The sequence below is a fragment of the Hoeflea sp. CAU 1731 genome, assembly GCF_039888615.1.
Taxonomy (GTDB): domain Bacteria; phylum Pseudomonadota; class Alphaproteobacteria; order Rhizobiales; family Rhizobiaceae; genus Flavimaribacter.
Genome location: NZ_JBDQQS010000020.1, coordinates 25,637 through 43,470 on the forward strand (window position 1 = coordinate 25,637; position 17,834 = coordinate 43,470).

17 protein-coding genes are annotated in these 17,834 nt (G+C 59.6%); 6 read left to right on the plus strand and 11 right to left on the minus strand.

Annotated elements, in window-relative coordinates:
• The first annotated feature begins 71 nt into the window (after positions 1 to 71).
• From AAFN47_RS24075 to AAFN47_RS24090, 4 genes are read left to right on the plus strand one after another with little or no spacing between them, the layout of a single operon-like run.
• Positions 72 to 2,267 (plus strand): adenylate/guanylate cyclase domain-containing protein, encoded by a 2,196-nt coding sequence (locus tag AAFN47_RS24075; RefSeq protein WP_499811818.1) that lies wholly within the window; start codon positions 72 to 74, stop codon positions 2,265 to 2,267.
• Positions 2,251 to 2,958, plus strand: coding sequence for a methyltransferase (locus AAFN47_RS24080; protein ID WP_499811819.1), 708 nt, complete (start codon positions 2,251 to 2,253; stop codon positions 2,956 to 2,958). Before AAFN47_RS24075 ends, AAFN47_RS24080 begins: the two co-directional genes overlap by 17 nt.
• A 26-nt stretch (positions 2,959 to 2,984) precedes the next feature.
• Positions 2,985 to 4,628 (plus strand): transporter substrate-binding domain-containing protein, encoded by a 1,644-nt coding sequence (locus AAFN47_RS24085; RefSeq protein WP_499811870.1) that lies wholly within the window; start codon positions 2,985 to 2,987, stop codon positions 4,626 to 4,628.
• Positions 4,625 to 5,275 carry an ABC transporter permease family protein gene (locus AAFN47_RS24090; protein ID WP_499811820.1) on the plus strand — a complete coding sequence of 217 codons (651 nt, stop codon included), beginning with the start codon at positions 4,625 to 4,627 and terminating at the stop codon, positions 5,273 to 5,275. Before AAFN47_RS24085 ends, AAFN47_RS24090 begins: the two co-directional genes overlap by 4 nt.
• A 244-nt stretch (positions 5,276 to 5,519) precedes the next feature.
• Here AAFN47_RS24090 and nusB read toward each other — a convergent pair whose 3' ends face one another.
• From nusB to AAFN47_RS24130, 8 genes are all read right to left on the minus strand, one after another.
• Positions 5,520 to 6,008, minus strand: a complete 489-nt coding sequence (gene nusB / locus AAFN47_RS24095; protein ID WP_499811821.1) for a transcription antitermination factor NusB — start codon at positions 6,006 to 6,008, stop codon at positions 5,520 to 5,522.
• Entirely contained in the window at positions 6,005 to 6,472 is a 468-nt protein-coding gene (gene ribH / locus AAFN47_RS24100) for a 6,7-dimethyl-8-ribityllumazine synthase (protein ID WP_499811822.1), read from the minus strand. Before ribH ends, nusB begins: the two co-directional genes overlap by 4 nt.
• Positions 6,473 to 6,574: 102 nt before the next feature.
• Positions 6,575 to 7,192 (minus strand): riboflavin synthase, encoded by a 618-nt coding sequence (locus tag AAFN47_RS24105; RefSeq protein ID WP_499811871.1) that lies wholly within the window; start codon positions 7,190 to 7,192, stop codon positions 6,575 to 6,577.
• Positions 7,193 to 7,194: 2 nt separating this feature from the next.
• Positions 7,195 to 8,313: a bifunctional diaminohydroxyphosphoribosylaminopyrimidine deaminase/5-amino-6-(5-phosphoribosylamino)uracil reductase RibD gene (gene ribD / locus AAFN47_RS24110; RefSeq protein WP_499811872.1), complete on the minus strand. Its 1,119-nt coding sequence runs from the start codon at positions 8,311 to 8,313 to the stop codon at positions 7,195 to 7,197.
• A 15-nt stretch (positions 8,314 to 8,328) separates the two neighbouring features.
• A complete protein-coding gene (gene nrdR, locus AAFN47_RS24115; protein ID WP_499811823.1) occupies positions 8,329 to 8,808 on the minus strand; it encodes a transcriptional regulator NrdR in 480 nt (159 codons plus the stop codon).
• Between the two features lie 165 nt (positions 8,809 to 8,973).
• Complete coding sequence (locus AAFN47_RS24120; RefSeq protein ID WP_499811824.1) at positions 8,974 to 9,813, minus strand: phosphatase PAP2 family protein; 840 nt, start codon at positions 9,811 to 9,813, stop codon at positions 8,974 to 8,976.
• Positions 9,814 to 9,861: 48 nt separating this feature from the next.
• Positions 9,862 to 11,175: a serine hydroxymethyltransferase gene (gene glyA / locus AAFN47_RS24125; RefSeq protein ID WP_499811825.1), complete on the minus strand. Its 1,314-nt coding sequence runs from the start codon at positions 11,173 to 11,175 to the stop codon at positions 9,862 to 9,864.
• A gap of 248 nt (positions 11,176 to 11,423) precedes the next feature.
• Positions 11,424 to 12,704, minus strand: a complete 1,281-nt coding sequence (locus tag AAFN47_RS24130; protein ID WP_499811873.1) for a L,D-transpeptidase family protein — start codon at positions 12,702 to 12,704, stop codon at positions 11,424 to 11,426.
• A gap of 317 nt (positions 12,705 to 13,021) precedes the next feature.
• Between AAFN47_RS24130 and AAFN47_RS24135 the strand changes: the two genes are divergently transcribed.
• Positions 13,022 to 14,092, plus strand: a complete 1,071-nt coding sequence (locus tag AAFN47_RS24135; protein ID WP_499811826.1) for a saccharopine dehydrogenase — start codon at positions 13,022 to 13,024, stop codon at positions 14,090 to 14,092.
• Positions 14,093 to 14,175: 83 nt separating this feature from the next.
• Positions 14,176 to 15,576 carry a class II fumarate hydratase gene (gene fumC / locus AAFN47_RS24140; RefSeq protein WP_499811827.1) on the plus strand — a complete coding sequence of 467 codons (1,401 nt, stop codon included), beginning with the start codon at positions 14,176 to 14,178 and terminating at the stop codon, positions 15,574 to 15,576.
• Positions 15,577 to 15,584: 8 nt separating this feature from the next.
• On the opposite strand, the gene ldtR is transcribed toward fumC, so the two are convergent.
• From ldtR to AAFN47_RS24155, 3 genes are all read right to left on the minus strand, one after another.
• Positions 15,585 to 16,094 (minus strand): transcriptional regulator LdtR, encoded by a 510-nt coding sequence (ldtR, locus tag AAFN47_RS24145; RefSeq protein ID WP_499811828.1) that lies wholly within the window; start codon positions 16,092 to 16,094, stop codon positions 15,585 to 15,587.
• A gap of 130 nt (positions 16,095 to 16,224) precedes the next feature.
• Complete coding sequence (locus tag AAFN47_RS24150) at positions 16,225 to 16,656, minus strand: DUF6163 family protein (RefSeq protein ID WP_499811829.1); 432 nt, start codon at positions 16,654 to 16,656, stop codon at positions 16,225 to 16,227.
• Between the two features lie 2 nt (positions 16,657 to 16,658).
• Positions 16,659 to 17,708 (minus strand): enoyl-CoA hydratase/isomerase family protein, encoded by a 1,050-nt coding sequence (locus AAFN47_RS24155; RefSeq protein WP_499811830.1) that lies wholly within the window; start codon positions 17,706 to 17,708, stop codon positions 16,659 to 16,661.
• Positions 17,709 to 17,834 lie beyond the last annotated feature (126 nt).

The window sequence follows — 17,834 nt, forward strand, 5'->3', positions numbered from 1 at the left end:
TGTAGCGCCAATGGACTAGCGGCAGGATACACACTAACAATCAAAGTGGACCAGTCAGATTAGGTTGTGCAATGGGCAAGACTCCTACAGGGTTGAACGAAAGCATTCCGCGCGATGCGACGTCAGGCAGGCGCCGGCGGTTTTCCGTGCCGCTGAAGGCGACCATCCTCCTCGTCTTCGTTCTGACCACAGTGCCGGTGCTCCTCGCCATCATCGAGATCGACCAGCGCACCGGCAGCAAAGTCGTACGCACTCACGCGGCGGAGATGGTGGAACGCTTCCGGAACGAGACAATTCGTGAGATCGTGACCGAGTTCAACGCCCTCAAGGTGCTGATTTCGACCGCAGCCGAACTCGGCCGTCAAGCGCCTGACGTCTTCGAAGACGACCGCGCGCTCCGGTATCTCTTCAGCCTGCTACAACACGGCGAAACAATGCTGAACGTCTATGTCGGGCTTGAGGACGGGTCCTTCCGACAAGCACGGCGGATCCATGATCCGAACATGGATATCCACGGCGCCCGCCCGCCCGCAGGCACGGAATATGCCTATCGCCTGCTGGATCCCGATCTCGGACCATCGACACTCGACCGCTACATCTTCCTCGACAATGAACAGAATTTTCTTGGCGAGGTCTCGGCGGAAAGCGGCTACGACCCACGCCAGCGCGCCTGGTACAAAGTGGCGGTGGATGCCGGTGCGAAGACGATTACGGATCCGGAATTGTTCTGGGCCTTCGGACTGGTCGGTTTCACGGTGGCCGAACCCTACGAGGTCGACGGCAAGCTCGCCGGTGTGGTCGCGGCGGATGTGACTCTCGACAGCTTTTCGTCCTATCTCGCCCAGAAGCCAGTGAGTCCGAACAGCCTCAGCTACCTGCTGGACGACCACGGGATGGTCCTGGCAGCCTCGGACGGCGCCACGACCTATGGTAGCGACAACGATCAGGTGTCCCTGCCGCATGTCGCGGACGTCGAGAACCGGCTCGTCTCGCTGGCCTATTCGCAGCGGCCCGAGACTGCTGGCGCGGAAGTCTACAGGTTCAGCCACGAGGAAAGTGACTACATTGTCGGACTGTCTTCCCTGGAAGAGGATCTGGACAAGCCCTGGCGTCTGATGGTGCTGACGCCACTGAGCGATTTCACAGCCGAGTTTACGCGCAACAGCCAGCGGATGCTGGTCATCGGCCTCGTGGCCATTGCCGTTCAGCTGACGATCATCTACGTGATCGCCGGCCTGATCGCCTCGCCGCTGCAGCGGCTGACCCGCAAGGTGGCGCGGATCCAGTCGTTGGAAAGCAGCGTCGACCTTCCGATGAAGCGGTCACGGATCCGCGAGGTGGACGTGCTGTCCCAGGCCATCGACACGCTCGATACCGTGGTCCAGGCCTTTGCCCGCTTTGTACCTGTAGGCCTGGTGCGCGAGTTGCTGAAATCGGACCGCCAGCTGGAACTAGGCGGGCAGAGCCGGTTTCTGACGATTCTCTTCTGCGATGTCGAGGCGTTCTCTACCCTCGCCGAACGGATCGCTGCGCGCGACCTGCTGGCCCGGGTCTCTGTGCTTCTGGGAGATATCACGAAAAGGGTTCACGACCAGAAGGGAACGATCGACAAGTTCATGGGCGACGGCGTGATGGCCTTTTGGGGCGCCCCGGTGGCGCTTGACGACCATGCCTGGCGCGGCTGTGTTGCGGCGCTGGCAATCCAGCGCGATCTCGAACGGCTAAACGCTGAATGGCGCGGCAACGATGCGCCCGAGATGCGGCTCAGGGTCGGCATCCATTCCGACGTGGTGCTGGTCGGCAATATCGGCTCGAAGGATCGGATGAGCTACACTGTCCTGGGCGACGGTGTGAACATCGCGTCGCGACTGGAAGGCTGCAACAAGATGTACGGCACGCTCGTCTGTATCAGCCACGACACGTTTAGCGAGGCGGGCGACCGGATTTGCGTGCGTCCTATCGACGAAGTGCAGGTCAAGGGTCGGCGGGCCACGATCACCATTTACGAACTGCTCGGGGCCTATGGCGCAGGCGAGATCTTCGAGCCCGACACAGAGACGCAGGAAATCGCACGGATCACCCGCACCGCCTTTGATGCGCTCGTCGGCGGCGACCGGCCCGCTGCGCTAGCCGCCTATCGCGAGGTGCTGGCGATCCGCCCGGACGATCCTGTGGCAAAGCTGCACGTCAGCCGGCTGGAAGCGGACGAAGCTCTTCCGCGCGCGCAGGTCAAAATGATGGAGAGCCATGATGGCAAGTTCTCCTGAAGTTTCCGCCACCGACAAATTTCGCCCGAGTGATTACTCGGCGGCGCTGGTCTACTGCCTCCTGCAACACGGAACCTGGGCGCACGGTGCGCGAGTGCTCGATGTCGGCTGCGGCAGCGGCGTTCTCCTTGCGGCGGCCGGCTCGGCCGGAGCGGTTCATCTTTGCGGAGTCGATATCGAGGCCGACGCCGTCGCCGCGACGAGCGCGCTACTGGACAGGCTCGGCCACTCGGGCGCGCGCGAAGTCCACCTCGGCGAAATGTTCGAGCCAGTCGCGGGACTCCGCTTTGACCTTGTACTGGCCAATCTACCCCACTTTCCCATGGATGGGGCGCCGGTCGACGGACGACATATGTCGTGGAGCAACGGCGGCGCAGACGGGCGCAGACTGATAGATCGCTTCCTCGACGGCCTTGCCGCGCATCTGGAGCCAGACGGACATGCGCTGGTCATGCACAACGATTTCATCGGTCTCGACCGTACGCGGGAGTTGGCCGGGCAGCACGGACTGGCAGTCGAGATCGCCGACAAGATCATGGTTCCGATTCCGGACGCCAAGCTTGCCGTAATGTCCGATGACGTCCTGGAGCGCGAGACGGGGCTGTCGATTCGCCGCTTTGGCGACTATACATTCGGCGCGATCTCGGTCCTGGTGATCAAACATGCGACAAAGGGGAAGGAGCCGTCATGATCGGTGCGCTACGGGGCACTTTGGCAGTGCTTGTACTCGTCCTTCTGGCGGCGCTCTCACCTGCGCGCGCCGAAACACCGGACGAGGCGCTGGACGACCTGCTTGCCAAGGTCCGGTCCGAGATGCCCGAGGCCTGCGACAAGGAGGACGCCGACACACTGGTCCGCATCCTGTGTACGGGCACGATGCGGGTTGGGGTCCGCTGGAACTATCCGATGTTCTCGACCCTGGTCGGAGAAACCGACGAGCGGATCGGCTACGACACCGCCGTGGCCAGCGCCATTGCGGCGCGGCTGGGGGTGAAGACGGAATGGATCCATGTCCGCGCGGCCACCCGGATCTCGACCCTGGCCGAGGGCGGAGCCGATGTCGTCATCGCCACCATGGGGCATACCAAGCAACGCGACGGGCAGACCCGGTACATCCGCCCGCACTACTACAGCTCGGAGACCATCGTCGTGGGTGCGCGCGAACTGGACATCTCCAGCTGGGACGAAATCAAAGGCTGGCGCGTCTGCAGCACGATCGGCAACCACGCGAACAGCTATCTCGTCACCCAGGACGTCCGACTGATGTTGTTCGAGAGCGCCGTCCGCCTGCCGGAGGCGCTCGAAGACGGGACCTGCAGGCTCGCCTCCCAGGACGACAGCTTTTTCGCTTCCTTTATCGCCGTGCCGGAGTTCGGGGACCGGTTCGAGCGCAAGTTCGGCTTCCACGCGGTGCCTTGGGGCATGGCGGTGGCGCAAACCGGCAGCGACGAATTCGCCACCGCGCTGGAGCTCATCAGCGCGATCATGCATCGCGATGGCGAATTCCTCAAAATCGGCATCGAGAACAGCGTCTTCACAGGGTTTCTCGAAGAGCAGCACGACAAGTGGCAAACACCGGCCTGCGTTGATTCCTCGGCCGTCACCGATGCGAGCTGTGTCCTGCCTGCACTCGACAACACTCCGTTGCCGACCCGCTTCGCGGACGAGGTGAACGCGACCGTGGACTGGATAAAAGCCAATCTCGGCCTCGCCCTGGAACTGCCGATGCTGACCAGCGTACCGGCCTTCGAACTCTTCACCGCCGGAATCGTCAATTCCTTGATCCTGGTGATGGGCGCACTCGGTGCGACGCTTGGTTTCTCCCTCGTTTTCGGGTTCTTCGCGATGATTCCCCTGCGGGTGTCTCGTTTCGTGACCTGGGGCATCGTCACGACGATCCAGTCCTCGCCCGTTATCCTGACGCTGGTGGTCGCAGGAACGGTGGCAACTACAATCTTCACCTATTCGCCCGCCGTGGCGCTCGGCTCGGCCATCGTTGCGCTCGGGCTCATGAACGGGGCCAACGCGGGCCAGGCGATCGGCGAGGCCGCAGAGAGCCTGCAGCGGGACGGCCGGTACGGATCCGGTTTCAATGGAGCTCTCTACGGGGCTGCGGTCAGGCGGTCGTTAACGCAGATCCTGTCCTTCCTGACCAACGCTGCAAAAGGCACGCCAATCGCGAGCTTCACCGGCGCCCCGGAATTGCTGAGCGCACTGACCGACATCACCTCCTTTTCCGCGGGCCGCGGGACCATGTACACGATGGTGCTGATATTCTACATCGCCGTCGTCTTCCTCGTCGTCTGGGCCTGCGAACGGGTCCGGACCCAACTGAACAAGCGGGAGGAGGCGCAGGCATGACCAGTCTGACCGATCTTCTCGCAAGCAACTATCCCCGGGACCTGGCGACCGGGATGGTCGTCAATTTCCAGATCGCAGCCATCGCGCTGGGGCTGGGTCTCGCACTCGGGGCGCCCTTCGTTCTCCTGCTGCTCGGAGGCAAGCTGACGCGCCGGCTGGCGAGCCCGCTGATCGGGCTGATGCGGGCGGCTCCGACCTTCGTGGTGATGTTCTTCCTTCTCAACATCATTCCCCGTCCCTTCCTCTTCTTCGGGACCGAAGTGTATTTGCCCCCTTCGCTGATCGTCGCCCTGTCGCTGACGCCCTATGCAGCAGCCTATGTCGCTGACAACGGCCGCGCCGCGCTTTTAGGGTTGCGTGCCGGATCGCAGACCGAGGCGCTGTTGTTCCTGCCGAATCTGATCCGGGCCTTCACCGTTCTGGTCATGTCATCGAGCGCGGGCGTCGCAATCGGTGTGAACGAAGGCGTCGCCGTCGTTCTGCGCGAGGCCGAGCGCTTGCCGACACTGGGCGAGCAGATGCTGTGTTTCGCCTTCGGTGTCTTCGCCTTCGGCGCTGTGTTCCAGATCGGCTTTGCCATTGTCCGCGTGATGATGCACCACCTGTCCCGGCGCAAGGACGCCGACGCGATACGTGCTGTTGAATAGCCGCTAACGCGAATTAACAGGCCAATGTATTTCAGGTCACACGCAAATGCCTTGTCGCTAAAGCAGCGAGTCATGGATCAGATGCATATCCTGCCTCATTGCAGTAGTTCTAGCATTCCGTCCTGTTGAACAGATCGCAGATACTCCCAACTGCCTGCCTTGGCAGATCATGGAACCGAACATATTTTTGTCGGACGGGATAAGGATTATCTCTCGGCAGAGCCAATTTTCGCGACCATCACCGCTAATCGGAGACCTTTTTTGGGGGTCGCAATTTCTTCGCCAGACGATCGAGAACGGCGTTGACCATCTTCGGTTCGTCTTCGTCGAAGAATGCGCCGGCGACATCGACATATTCCGTCACGATGACGGCGACAGGCACGTCGCGTCGATTGACAAGCTCGTATGTCCCGGCCCTGAGGATCGCGCGAAGAGTGGAGTCGATCCGCGACAGCGGCCAGTCTTCAAGAAGCGCCGAACGGATCAGGGGATCAAGTTGTTTCTGCTGCTCGACCACGCCCGAGACAATGGCGCGAAACCATGCGGCGTCGGCCTCGCGATACTGGTCGCCGTCGATCTCCTTGCCCAGCCGGTGAAGTTCGTATTCCCTGACCACCTCAAGGACGCCGGTTCCGCCAACATCCATCTGGTACAGAGCCTGGACTGCAGAAAGACGCGCGGCGCCGCGTTTGTTGGCCGGCCGAAAAGGCCGGTTTCGTCCGTCTTCGGTCACGCGCCGAGCCTTCTCTTGATATCGATCATCGTCAAAGCCGCCCTGGCCGCAAAGCCGCCCTTGTCTTTCTCGCCGACGCCGTCGTGCTGACTGGCGCGTTTCCACGCCTGCTCCCAGTTCTCGACTGTGAGTATGCCGTTGCCGATCGCCAGCGATTCGCTGACAGCAAGATCCATCAGAGCCCGGCTGGACTCGTTCGAGACGATGTCGAAATGGTAGGTTTCGCCGCGGATGACGGTTCCCAAGGCGACGAAGCCGTCATACGCCTTGCCGCCCTCGTCCGCACCGTCCAGAGCCATGGCGATCACGGCTGGAATTTCCAGCGCGCCCGGAACGGTCATGATATCATAGGTCGCATTCGCTTCCTTGAGAGCGGCGGTTGCGCCTTCCAGCAGCGTGTCGGCGAGATCATCATAGAATCGGGCTTCGACGATCAGAAGATGCGGGTTTGATTTCGCGCCCATGGGTTCTGTCCTTTGGAAAAGTGTGCCGCGGTAATTACAGCAACGCGGCCCGGAGGCAAGCACAATCCGACCAATCGAATCACAATTGCATCGTGGCTGAAATCAATCGGCAGCCGTACGGAATCCGATCAGGCGGTCAGCGTATCGCGCCATCTGGTCAATTTCGAGATTAACCGTGTCTCCGGCGCTGCGCTCCGACCACGTGGTCACTTCTAGCGAATGCCGAATCAAAAGCACATCGAATATCTCCGCCTCGACGCTGTTGACGGTAAGGGACGTTCCGTCGAGCGCGACCGAGCCTTTGGGCGCTATGTATTTCGCCAGATGCGATGGCGCGCGCAGCCGAAAACGGCGGGCCTCGCCCTCATCGGCGATCGAAACAATGTCCGCCTGCCCGTCGACATGGCCCGAAACAAGATGCCCGCCGAGTTCGTCGCCCATGCGCAGCGACCGTTCGAGATTGATCCTTGCACCCTCTTTCCAGCCGCCGATAGTCGTCAACCGAAGCGCCTCTTCCCAGGCTTCGACCTCAAACCATTTCGCATTGTCTTGCGGCCCGGGAAGCCCGGTAACAGTAAGACAGACGCCGGCGCAGGCAATCGATGCGCCCATATCGATCGTCGCCGGATCATATTGTGTGGCGATGCGAAGCCGCACGCCTTCATCCATCTCCGAAATCTTGTCGATCCTGCCGATATCTGTAACGATCCCGGTGAACACGATCATACCCTCTCGTAAATTCGGCACACGTCCCGGCCGTAGGAAAGCGTGTCCGCAAGCCTGAAACCATCCGGACTGACGTCAGCGTCAAGCGGCGCATCCACCCCGTCCGGGCCGATTTCGTCCGGACCGGTGTAGAGTACGATACGATCGACGAGCCCCGCTTTCAAAAAGGATTGCGCAACACGCGCGCCACCCTCGACCATTACAGTAAAATAGCCCCGCCCGGCCAGATCATCGAGCAGTTCTGCGAGAGCAACGCCGCCATCGGCCATTTCACACGCCATCAATTGGCATCCGGCGTCCGACAGGGCGCGATAATCGACAGAGTCCGGCGACGCTGTGGTGGCCACGATCACCGGCGTGGTGGCGGCGGATTGCACCAGCCTGGACGAAAGAGGCAACCGCAGGTGACTGTCGAGTACGAGCCTGAGGGGAGAACGGGACTCCAGCCCCGGCAGCCTGCATGTCAGTTCGGGATCGTCTGCAAGCGCGGTCTCGACGCCGATCAGGATGACATCGCTGACGGCGCGCAAAATATGGGTCGCCGCACGGCTCTCTTCCCCGGTGATGGCAACCTGCCCCGCCCCTTTCCTGCCGATTTTGCCATCGGCGGAAAGCGCCATCTTCAGAGTCACATGCGCGCGATTCTTGTTGCGTTGCATGAGGTATCCCGCCATCGCGAAGTCGGCGTCCGCCTTGAGAACGTCCGTCAGCACTTCTACGCCGGCGTCTCTCAGGATCGCGTAGCCCTTGCCGGAAACCCTGTGGTCGGGATCGGTGGTGGCGGCCACAACCCTCTTTATGCCGGCTGCGACCAGCGCGTTGGCGCAGGGCGGCGTGCTACCATGGTGGGCGCATGGCTCCAGCGTGACGTATGCGGTGGCGCCTCGCGCCAGTTCTCCCGCTTCTGCAAGCGCCTCGGTTTCGGCGTGCGGCCGACCACCAATCGCCGTCACGCCCCTGCCGACGATTACCGGGCCGGCTTCCGTATCGCGGACGATCAGCGTGGCGACCGACGGGTTTGTGCCGGTGCGACCAAGATGCCGGAACGAATAGCGGATCGCAGCCGCCATCATTCGACGGTCAAAATCGCTTGCCTCTGACGATGCGACTGACATTTTCATGAACTTCTTTTAAACGTCCGGATCGACTTCGCCGTCGATCTTGGCGGTCAGTTCATTGATGACGTTTTCGAAATCCTTCGGATCGCTGAAATCCCGATAGACGGACGCGTATCGCACAAAGGCGACGTCGTCGATCGCCCGCAACGCCTCGATAACCATCAGTCCAATCTTGTCGGACGGAATGTCGGTTTCACCTGAGCTTTCAAGGCGCCGCACGATGCCAGAAACAGCCCGCTCAACCCGGTCTCGCTCGACCGGGCGTTTTCTCAACGCAATCTCGAAGGAGCGTATCAGCTTGTCCCGGTCGAACGGCACTCGCCTTCCCGTTTTCTTGATGACCTGCAGGTCGCGAAGTTGCACGCGTTCGAAGGTGGTGAAACGACCACCGCAATCCGGGCACACCCTGCGCCTGCGAATGGCGGTCCCGTCTTCCGCGGGCCGCGAGTCCTTGACCTGGGTGTCTTCCGAGCCGCAAAAGGGACAGCGCATGGCCTAGACCGCGATCTGGTTGGATTGAAATATTTGAACGAGGCTATTCCGCTTGCCTGCAGAGCGAAACGCGCTTCTTTGCGCATCCCAGGCACAACCATGGCTCAACGCAGTCTGGAGCCGGAGCCGCCCGGTCCGTTCGCAGATTTTTCCAATCATCTTGCTCTATGCTTTGCCTGTAAGCCTTCGTGCTCGCTCGACGACCCCGCCGGCGAATCTGCGAACGTACTTAACAGAACTGCTCCATGCATGGAAATAGGCGCCGGGAAAGCTGCCCGCAGCGTCGGACCAGACGCCGGCGACCGTAAACTCCCCGCGATGGCGATTAATGTCGAACAGGCGATAAAGCAGAACGCAAATCAGAGTGCAGAACAGAATTGCAAAGATGGTGTCGCTGGTGAAGTGCCGTCCAAGCATGATCCGCAGCATGGCCGCAACGCCCGCCGCCGCGATGATAAGCCAGGACAGCGGTTTCCAGGCGAAGACCCTGTCGCTCTTTCCCATGAGGATTATGAGAACAGCTGCAAACGTGGCCGCCGCCGATCCTTCGCCGGAGACGAACGAACAATTCTGCATACACTGGTCGCTTATCGAAAAGGCGGACGAGAAATTCGCGTTGCCGCCGAATTCCAGCACCTGTTGCGGTCGCGCCCTGCCCCAATATTCCTTCAGGATCCCGTTGACCAGGAGCCCCGGTCCGAGCAGGAAGGACGAGCAGACAAAGGCCCAGACGTTTCTGTGAACTTTCAGCCGTCCGGGCTCATAGAAGCTCGTGAGATACATCAGCAGACTGAAGATAATGCCGGCTGTGATAATCCAGATGAAGGCGGAGCGAAGAAAGCGGACATAGGGATTCCAAGTCAGGAAAAACCGTCCGCTGTCATTAGTAAACAGCGAGCTGATCCAGATGTCGATTCCAGGCAAACCGACGAACAGGACAGTCGTGAACAGGCAGACGGAGAGCAAGACAGCCAGTGTTTTCCAGAACTCCAGCTCGCTGTTCATCCCCACCAGTTCCCGTGCATTATCCGAATGAAGCGACGCCCGCGACCGTCAGAGGTCCTGATAGATCGGGAAACGGTCCGTCAGGGCAATGACCTTTTGCTTGACGGCCTGTTCAACGGATGCGTTGCCTTCTTCCGAGTTCGCCGTGCGCAGTCCGTCCATCACCTCGAGAATCAGCATGCCGATTTCACGGAATTCGGCAGGTCCGAACCCACGGGTCGTGCCGGCTGGCGTTCCGAGCCGTATACCGGACGTGATCGTCGGCTTTTCCGGATCGTTTGGCACACCGTTCTTGTTGCAGGTGATGAAGGCTCGGCCGAGCGCCTGTTCGGACGCCTTGCCGGTCAGGTTCTTCGGTCGCAGATCAACAAGCATCAGATGCGTGTCGGTTCCGCCCGAAACGATGTCGAGGCCGCCCTCGACCAGCGTTGACGCCAGCACCTTGGCGTTTTCAACGACCTGTCTCGCATAGTTGGAAAATTCCGGCGTCAAAGCCTCGCCGAAAGCGACCGCCTTGGCGGCGATAACATGCATCAACGGGCCGCCCTGCAGGCCAGGGAAAACCGCTGAATTGATTTTCTTTGCGATGTCCTCGTCATTTGTCAGCACGAGGCCGCCGCGCGGTCCGCGAAGGGTCTTGTGGGTGGTCGAGGTTGCGACATGGGCGTGCGGAAACGGGCTGGGATGAACACCGCCGGCGACAAGGCCCGCGAAATGCGCCATGTCGACCCAGAACCACGCGCCGACACTGTCGGCGATGGCCCGGAAACGCGCAAAGTCGATTTTACGGGAATAGGCTGAGCCACCGGCGATAATGATCGCTGGACGGTGTTCGCGCGCCAGCGCTTCAACCTGGTCGAAATCGATCAGGCCTGTCTCCGGCTTGACGCCGTACTGGACGGCGTTGAACCACTTTCCGGACATATTGGGACGCGCGCCGTGCGTCAGGTGTCCGCCGGCGTCCAGACTCAAGCCGAGGATCGTGTCGCCCGGCTTCGCCAGAGCCATCATGACCGCCTGGTTCGCCTGACTGCCGGAATTCGGCTGGACATTGGCGAAAGCGCAGTCGAACAGCTTGGTAACCCGCTCGATTGCAAGGTTTTCCGCGATGTCGACATATTGGCAGCCGCCATAGTAACGCCTGCCCGGATACCCTTCCGCGTATTTGTTGGTCATCACCGAACCCTGCGCCTCCAGCACGGCGCGGGAGACGATGTTCTCGGAAGCAATCAATTCGATTTCGTGACGCTGACGATCGAGTTCATCCTCGATCGCCCCGAACAGAGCCGGATCAGCCTCCTGCAGGGTCCGCGTGAAAAACGTGTCGGTGGAAGTTGCCGGAGATCTGGCTACGTCTGACATTCGGAAGTTTTCCTTCAGCTGTTCGGTTCGATCTTGCTGATTCAGCAGGTCCGCGCGGGCCGGATATCCGGCCATCGCTTGCGCTCGTCTGGCGACTCAATAATGCGATGCGGCAAAATACTCAAGAACGACGGCGCAATCCTGTGCCGCAAGCGAATTGCAGCGACGGATTTTGCGACATGGGAAATGTTTTCGATGCTTCTGACCCGGAGCTCGAATGGCGCGAGACTCTATAAAGAAGCCCGCTCCTACTGGAGAGCAAGTTCTTCCACGCCGTCACGGTGGTAGATATCGTCGCGGAACTGGACGACGCCATCGGACGTCGACCAGGCGGTGATGTAGGTGAAATATACCGGAACCGGATTGGCAAGCGCAATTTCCGTGCTCTCGCCGGTAGCGATGACCGTTTCCATTGTCTGGCGATCCCAACCCGCGGTGTTTTCCAGCAGCCAAGTCGTCAGGTCCCGAACGTTCTGGACGCGAACACATCCAGAAGACTCGAAACGCATCAATTGGCCGAATTTCGACTGCTGCGGCGTGTCGTGCATGTAAACGGCATGCGGATTGTGGAAATTGATCTTGGTCGACGCCATTGCGTTGATCTTGCCGGGATCCTGCCGAAACATCAGCTTGGGCGCCTCATCGACGTTCCAGTCGATCGTCTGCGGGGAAACCTCGTTTCCGCGATAGTCGAAGAGCCGGATGTTGTTGCGGGTCAGATAGGTCGGATCCTCCCGCATCAGCGGCATGATATCTTTCTCGATGATCGAACGCGGCGCTGTCCAGTACGGGTTGAGAATAATCTCGTGTATCTTGGAGTTCAGGATCGGCGTCTGGCGACTGATCTTGCCTACGATGGCTGTATGGCGCTGCACCACGCGGTTGCCTTCGACCGCCTCGATCTGGGCCGCGGGAATATTGACGACCACGTAACGATCTCCAAGAAAACCGGACATCGACTTCAACCGAACCAGATTGGTTTCAAGCTGGCCAAGACGGATATTGGCGGGAACGTTCAGCGCCGCGAAGCTGTATTGACCGAGAACGCCGTCCGCAGGCAAGCCGTGACGCGCCTGGAAGCGCTTGACGGCTCCCTCGACATAGGTGTCGAAGGCGTTGGAGGCTCCTGCTGCGCGCGGCAGATCGCCGGAAATGAAAAGACGTTGACGCAACACCGACACCGCAGGATCGTTGTCGCCAAGCTGAAGCTTGCTCGAGGCGGGCACCGTCGGCCAACCACCCTGCATCACGATATTGTTGTAGGTGCGAATTGCGTCTTCGACGTAAAGCACCGTCTCGGGGCTCAACATAGGCACGCGCGAACTGACTTCCTGGCCGCCGCGAGACCCTTGCGCGTCGAACTGGTCGTCCCACGAACCGCGCTGGGGCGCATTGATAATGCTCTGGATCGCGGACTGCGACAGTGTCTGGGCGGACGCGCCGGAGGCTGCCAGCCCGAGTCCAGTCATCGCCGCGCCTCTGATGAAAGCGCGTCGCGACAGATGTTTACCGATCTTCATTTTCGACATTTGCATTTACCGTCCGGCGAAGAAAACTGTCATCCAACGTTCATAACAGCCATATGCTTAACAAAACGCGATCATTGGCGCTACCATCCGCCTGCGCTCTTCACGATATTGCGAGTGCGCGGCTATGGATCACAGGATCGCGGCGCCAACCAGAAGCAACGATCGGGTCTCGAGTTTCACAGCAATATGGCCAATTCAAGGACTACTACTAACCGATCTCCTGCAAGGTCGCAAATCCGGTCAGGCCGAATATGTTTGCTCCCCCGTGATCAATTTGTCAGATAGGTCGATGCCACTCATTTTGCCAGGAGGCCACCGTGAAATTTCACCTGAGGGACGAGGATCGGCCTACCGAGCGCCGTGCGCCGGTGACCCCGCAGCATGCGCAGACACTGATCGAGGCCGGATGGGAAGTCGACATTGAAAACAGCGCCAAGCGGATCTTCTCCGATGCTGACTATGCTGCGGCCGGTTGTCATATCAAGCCCGCCGGAAGCTGGATCGATGCGCCCTGCGATACGGTGATCCTCGGCCTGAAGGAATTGCCTCCCCTTCCAGAAACATTGCCTCACCGGATGATCCACTTCGCCCATATCTACAAGGATCAGCATGGCTGGCGGGACGAACTGCGCCGCTTCGCGCGCGGAGGCGGCCGACTTTATGACCTGGAGTTTCTGGTTGATTCGGAAGGCCGCAGGAAAGCCGCTTTCGGATACTGGGCTGGCTGGGTCGGAGCCGCCCTTGCGCTTTGGCGTCACATCGCGCGCGATCATGGCGTCGCTGGCCCTTTGCAAGGCTTGAGCAACTTCGAAAACAGAGACGCGCTGCGCTCGGAAATAGAAACGCTTGCGCAAGGTGGAAAGCGCCTTCCCCGCGCGATCGTCATCGGGGCGAAGGGTCGTTCCGGACAGGGCGCGGTCGATGCGCTCAGCATCGCCTGCGACGAGATTACCGAGTGGGACAAGGAAGAGACCGCCGATCTCGACCGGAAGGCACTGACCAATCATGACATTCTGGTGAATTGTGTGCTGGTGTCCGGCCCCGGATTGCTGCTGCTTACTTCGGAAGACGTTGAAGGGCCAGACCAGAAAATCAGAACGATTTCAGATGTATCGTGCGACCCCTTAAGCGACTACAACCCGCTGCCCATCTACCGCGAGCCGACAAGCTGGGAGCGACCGTTCATCACGGTTGGCAGGAACGGCGACGGGGAAGAAATTGAACTGACTGCTGTCGACAACTTGCCGTCTTTGCTGCCGAAAGAAGCCTCCGAGGACTTCTCCCGGCAACTGCTTCCCTCTCTTCTTGCCTTCGACCACGGTCAGGAATGGCGGGCGGCGCTCGATCTTTTCGAAAGCAAGATCAGGGAACTGGAGACGATCGGATAACCGGGTAAGCAGTATTGCCATTGGTAGCAGCATCACCTTAAGGACTTCATCAATCTTTAAAATACTGGAACCGGAGAGTGACGATGACGAAATTTCGCAACGAATCAGACAGTCTCGGAACGGTTCAGGTGCCCGCCGACAGGCTTTGGGGCGCCCAGACCCAGCGATCGCTGCACTATTTCAGCATTGGCGACGACATCATGCCCGATGACATGATCACCGCCTATGCGACGTTGAAACGGGCAGCGGCGACCGTCAATCACCGTGGCGGCAGGCTGGAAAAACAGCAATGCGATCTCATCGTGCAGGTGTGTGATGAAATTGTTGCCGGCGAACATCGCACCGAGTTTCCGCTTCACGTCTGGATGACCGGCAGCGGCACCCAGTTCAACATGAATGTAAACGAGGTCATTTCCAATCGCGCCTGCCAGATTGCAGGCACGGAAGTTGGCGGTAAATCCCCGGTTCACCCCAACGACCACGTCAATATGGGCCAGTCGACGAACGATTCATTTCCAACCGCGATGTGCATCGCCGCCGCCGAAGGTTCCGTCAAGCGGCTCCTGCCGGCCGTTCGCGCGCTGCGGGATTCGCTGGACGCCAAGGCGAAGGCGTGGGATGACATCGTCAAGATCGGCCGCACCCACATGCAGGACGCGACACCGTTGACGCTTGGCCAGGAGTTTTCCGGCTATGTCGGGATGCTGGACGACGCTGCCCGGCATGTGGAGCAGTCGCTCGAGAGTGTGTACCGACTGGCGCTTGGCGGCACCGCGGTCGGCACGGGAATCAACACAGCGGCCGGTTTCGACGTAGAAACCGCAGGCGAGATCGCGTTTCTTACCGGTCTGCCCTTTGTGACCGCACCCAACAAGTTCGCGGTGCAGGGTTCGCATGACGCGCTGGTGCATCTACATGGCGCGCTGAAGGTGCTCGCCACAGCGCTATTCAAGATCGCCAACGATATTCGTCTTCTGTCCTGCGGACCGCGCTGTGGATTTCAGGAACTGATCATTCCCGAAAACGAACCGGGTTCTTCAATCATGCCTGGCAAGGTCAATCCGACGCAGTGCGAAGCGCTAGCCATGCTGGCGGCGCAGGTGATGGGCAACGATGTTGCGGTGACAATCGGGGGCGGCGCAGGATACCTGGAAATGAACGTCTACAAACCGCTGATCATATTCAACCTGTCGAAGTCCATTCGGTTGATGACTGATGGCTGCGACAATTTTCGTCAGTTCCTGGTTGAGGGTATGGAGCCCAACCGCAAACAGATCAACGCCTATGTCGAGCGCTCGCTGATGCTTGTCACTGCTCTCAGCCCCGTCATCGGCTACGACAAGGCCTCGAAGGTGGCGCATCACGCGCATCACCACGACCTGTCGCTGCGCGAGGCGGCGCTTGCTCTCGGCTTTGTCGATGCGGCGGAATTCGACCGTATCGTCGACCCGGCCGCCATGGTGCGACCGGCCAAGGCCGAATAGGTCTCCGCCTACAGCCGGTAGAGGATCTGGTCGTTCCAGAAACGATCCAGACGTTGCAACGCCTTGTTCATTGTCTGGAATTCTTCGGCGCTGATGCCTCCGACCTGTTCGATTGAACCGATATGGCGGTCATAAAGGGCGGCCACGACGTCGGCGACTTCCCTGCCCTTGTCAGTCAGACTGATGCGGACGGAACGACGATCGACGCGCGAACGGCTGTGATTAACGAAATCGAGATCGACCAGCTTTTTCAGATTGTATGAAACGTTCGATCCGAGATAATAGCCGCGGCTACGCAGTTCGCCGGCCGTCAATTCCGAATTGCCGATATTGAACAGCAGAAGCGCCTGAATGGCGTTGATGTCATTGCGGCCATTGCGGTCGAACTCGTCCTTGATTACGTCGAGCAACCGGCGATGCAGGCGCTCAACGAGCTGAAGGGATTCCATGTAAAGCGAACGCAAAGCATCGCGTTCGGCCTTCGGCGGAGACTGCTCCGCGCGCTGTCTGTTTTCCATTGTCATGCCTCACTGTTATTTGCCGGTTGTTTTTTCCGGCTTGAGGCAACACTATCGAATACGTCTAAAATTCACCTTAAAATGCAGCATTAACGGGAGGTTACCTGAACGAATGCAAATTGAGGGTGAATCAAATATTACTTCCGCCCATTTCGCTGCGCGGATTGAAGTAGATGATAAGCCGCAAAATCACATAGGTAATGACGACCACGCAGTGGATGGCGAGCAGGTACCAATAGTTTCCGTAAAGGGACGAAAACCCGCCATACATCAGAGACTCCGCCGCCGCCGCCACGATCCATACGACCGGTCCCCAGGACACCAGCATCCACAGACCGATGCCGGCGACTGGCCACAGTACGGCGAGGATGGCCACCGCGGCTTTCCAGTGCGATGGCAGAACGTCGAACCGCCATGCGCCGCCGCCATAGACGCCTATAAGCAGCGACCAGTACCACAGGCCGGCCCCAAGACAGTAAAAGGCCACGATCCTCTGGAAGATATCGAAAGCTGTTTCGGCCGCAGTGGGACGCGGCGGCATCGGCTCCTGGACATCGGTCATGCTTAGGGCACTCCCTCAAGGTCGCCGGTTTCCAATGGCGTGAAATAGGCGTCCACCATGTTTTTTGTAACCTTGTCGAGACTGTCTGGATCCCATTGCGGCGCCGCATCCTTGTCGATGATGACGGCGCGTATGCCCTCGTAGAAATCATGTCCCTGCAACATCCGCACGAGGATCCGATACTCCATACGCATGCATTTCGCCAGACTGCGTCCGCGGCCTTCGGCCAGCTGTCGGAACGTCACGGCCATGCTCACCGGACATTTGGAAGATATCTTTTCCAAACAGACAGTAGCAACCGGATCGGACTCCGTCCGAGATTGGAGATTGTCCATAACATCCGTAAGCGTGTTGCCCGCAAAAATATGCCTGATATGTTTGTGATCGTGGCTGGCCGGCGCCGCCTTCGCAGGATCGCACAGATCTGACAGAACCTTCTTCGGATTTCCGGTCTCCACAAGCGCGCGTAGAATTTCATCCAGATCAACAGACTGGGCGGTATGGGTGGCGACCCCGCATTTGAGCGCATCGCCGGATTTGACGCGGTCGCCCGTCAACGCAAGATAGAGGCCAAAATTTTCCTCCAGGCGCGGCAGGAAATGACTTCCGCCAACATCCGGGAAAAAGCCGATGCCAACTTCCGGCATGGCGAAAACCGCATTCTCGGTCATGACGCGATATTGGCCATGGACCGATATGCCGACGCCGCCGCCCATGACGATGCCGTCTATCAGAGACACGATTGGCTTGGGATAGGCGCCCAGCCATGCATTGAGACGATACTCGTCAGCAAAGAAGCCATAAGGCGGATCGCTCGCCACGCCGCGCGCATAAACCTCCAGCAGATCTCCACCGGCGCTGAAGGCACGACCTCTGGCCGTGATCACGATGACCTGGACCTGCTTATCTGCCTGCCATTCGCCGAGCGCGGCTGACATGGCTTTGATCATGAGATGGCTAAGCGCGTTCAGCGCCTTTTCACGAACAAGCGTGATGACGCCAGCCCGTCCGCTGATTTCAAACTCGATCTGGCCGGCTATGTTGAACTGCATTGCAGGCCCTCCACGTCAGAAATTACCCTTCGTCTATGCAAAGCCTTGCGCATGCCGTCAATGGCCGCAATGGAAATGTTGTCGCATGGTTCCGGTTATGGGTTTGGCGCAACAGCAACGACATGA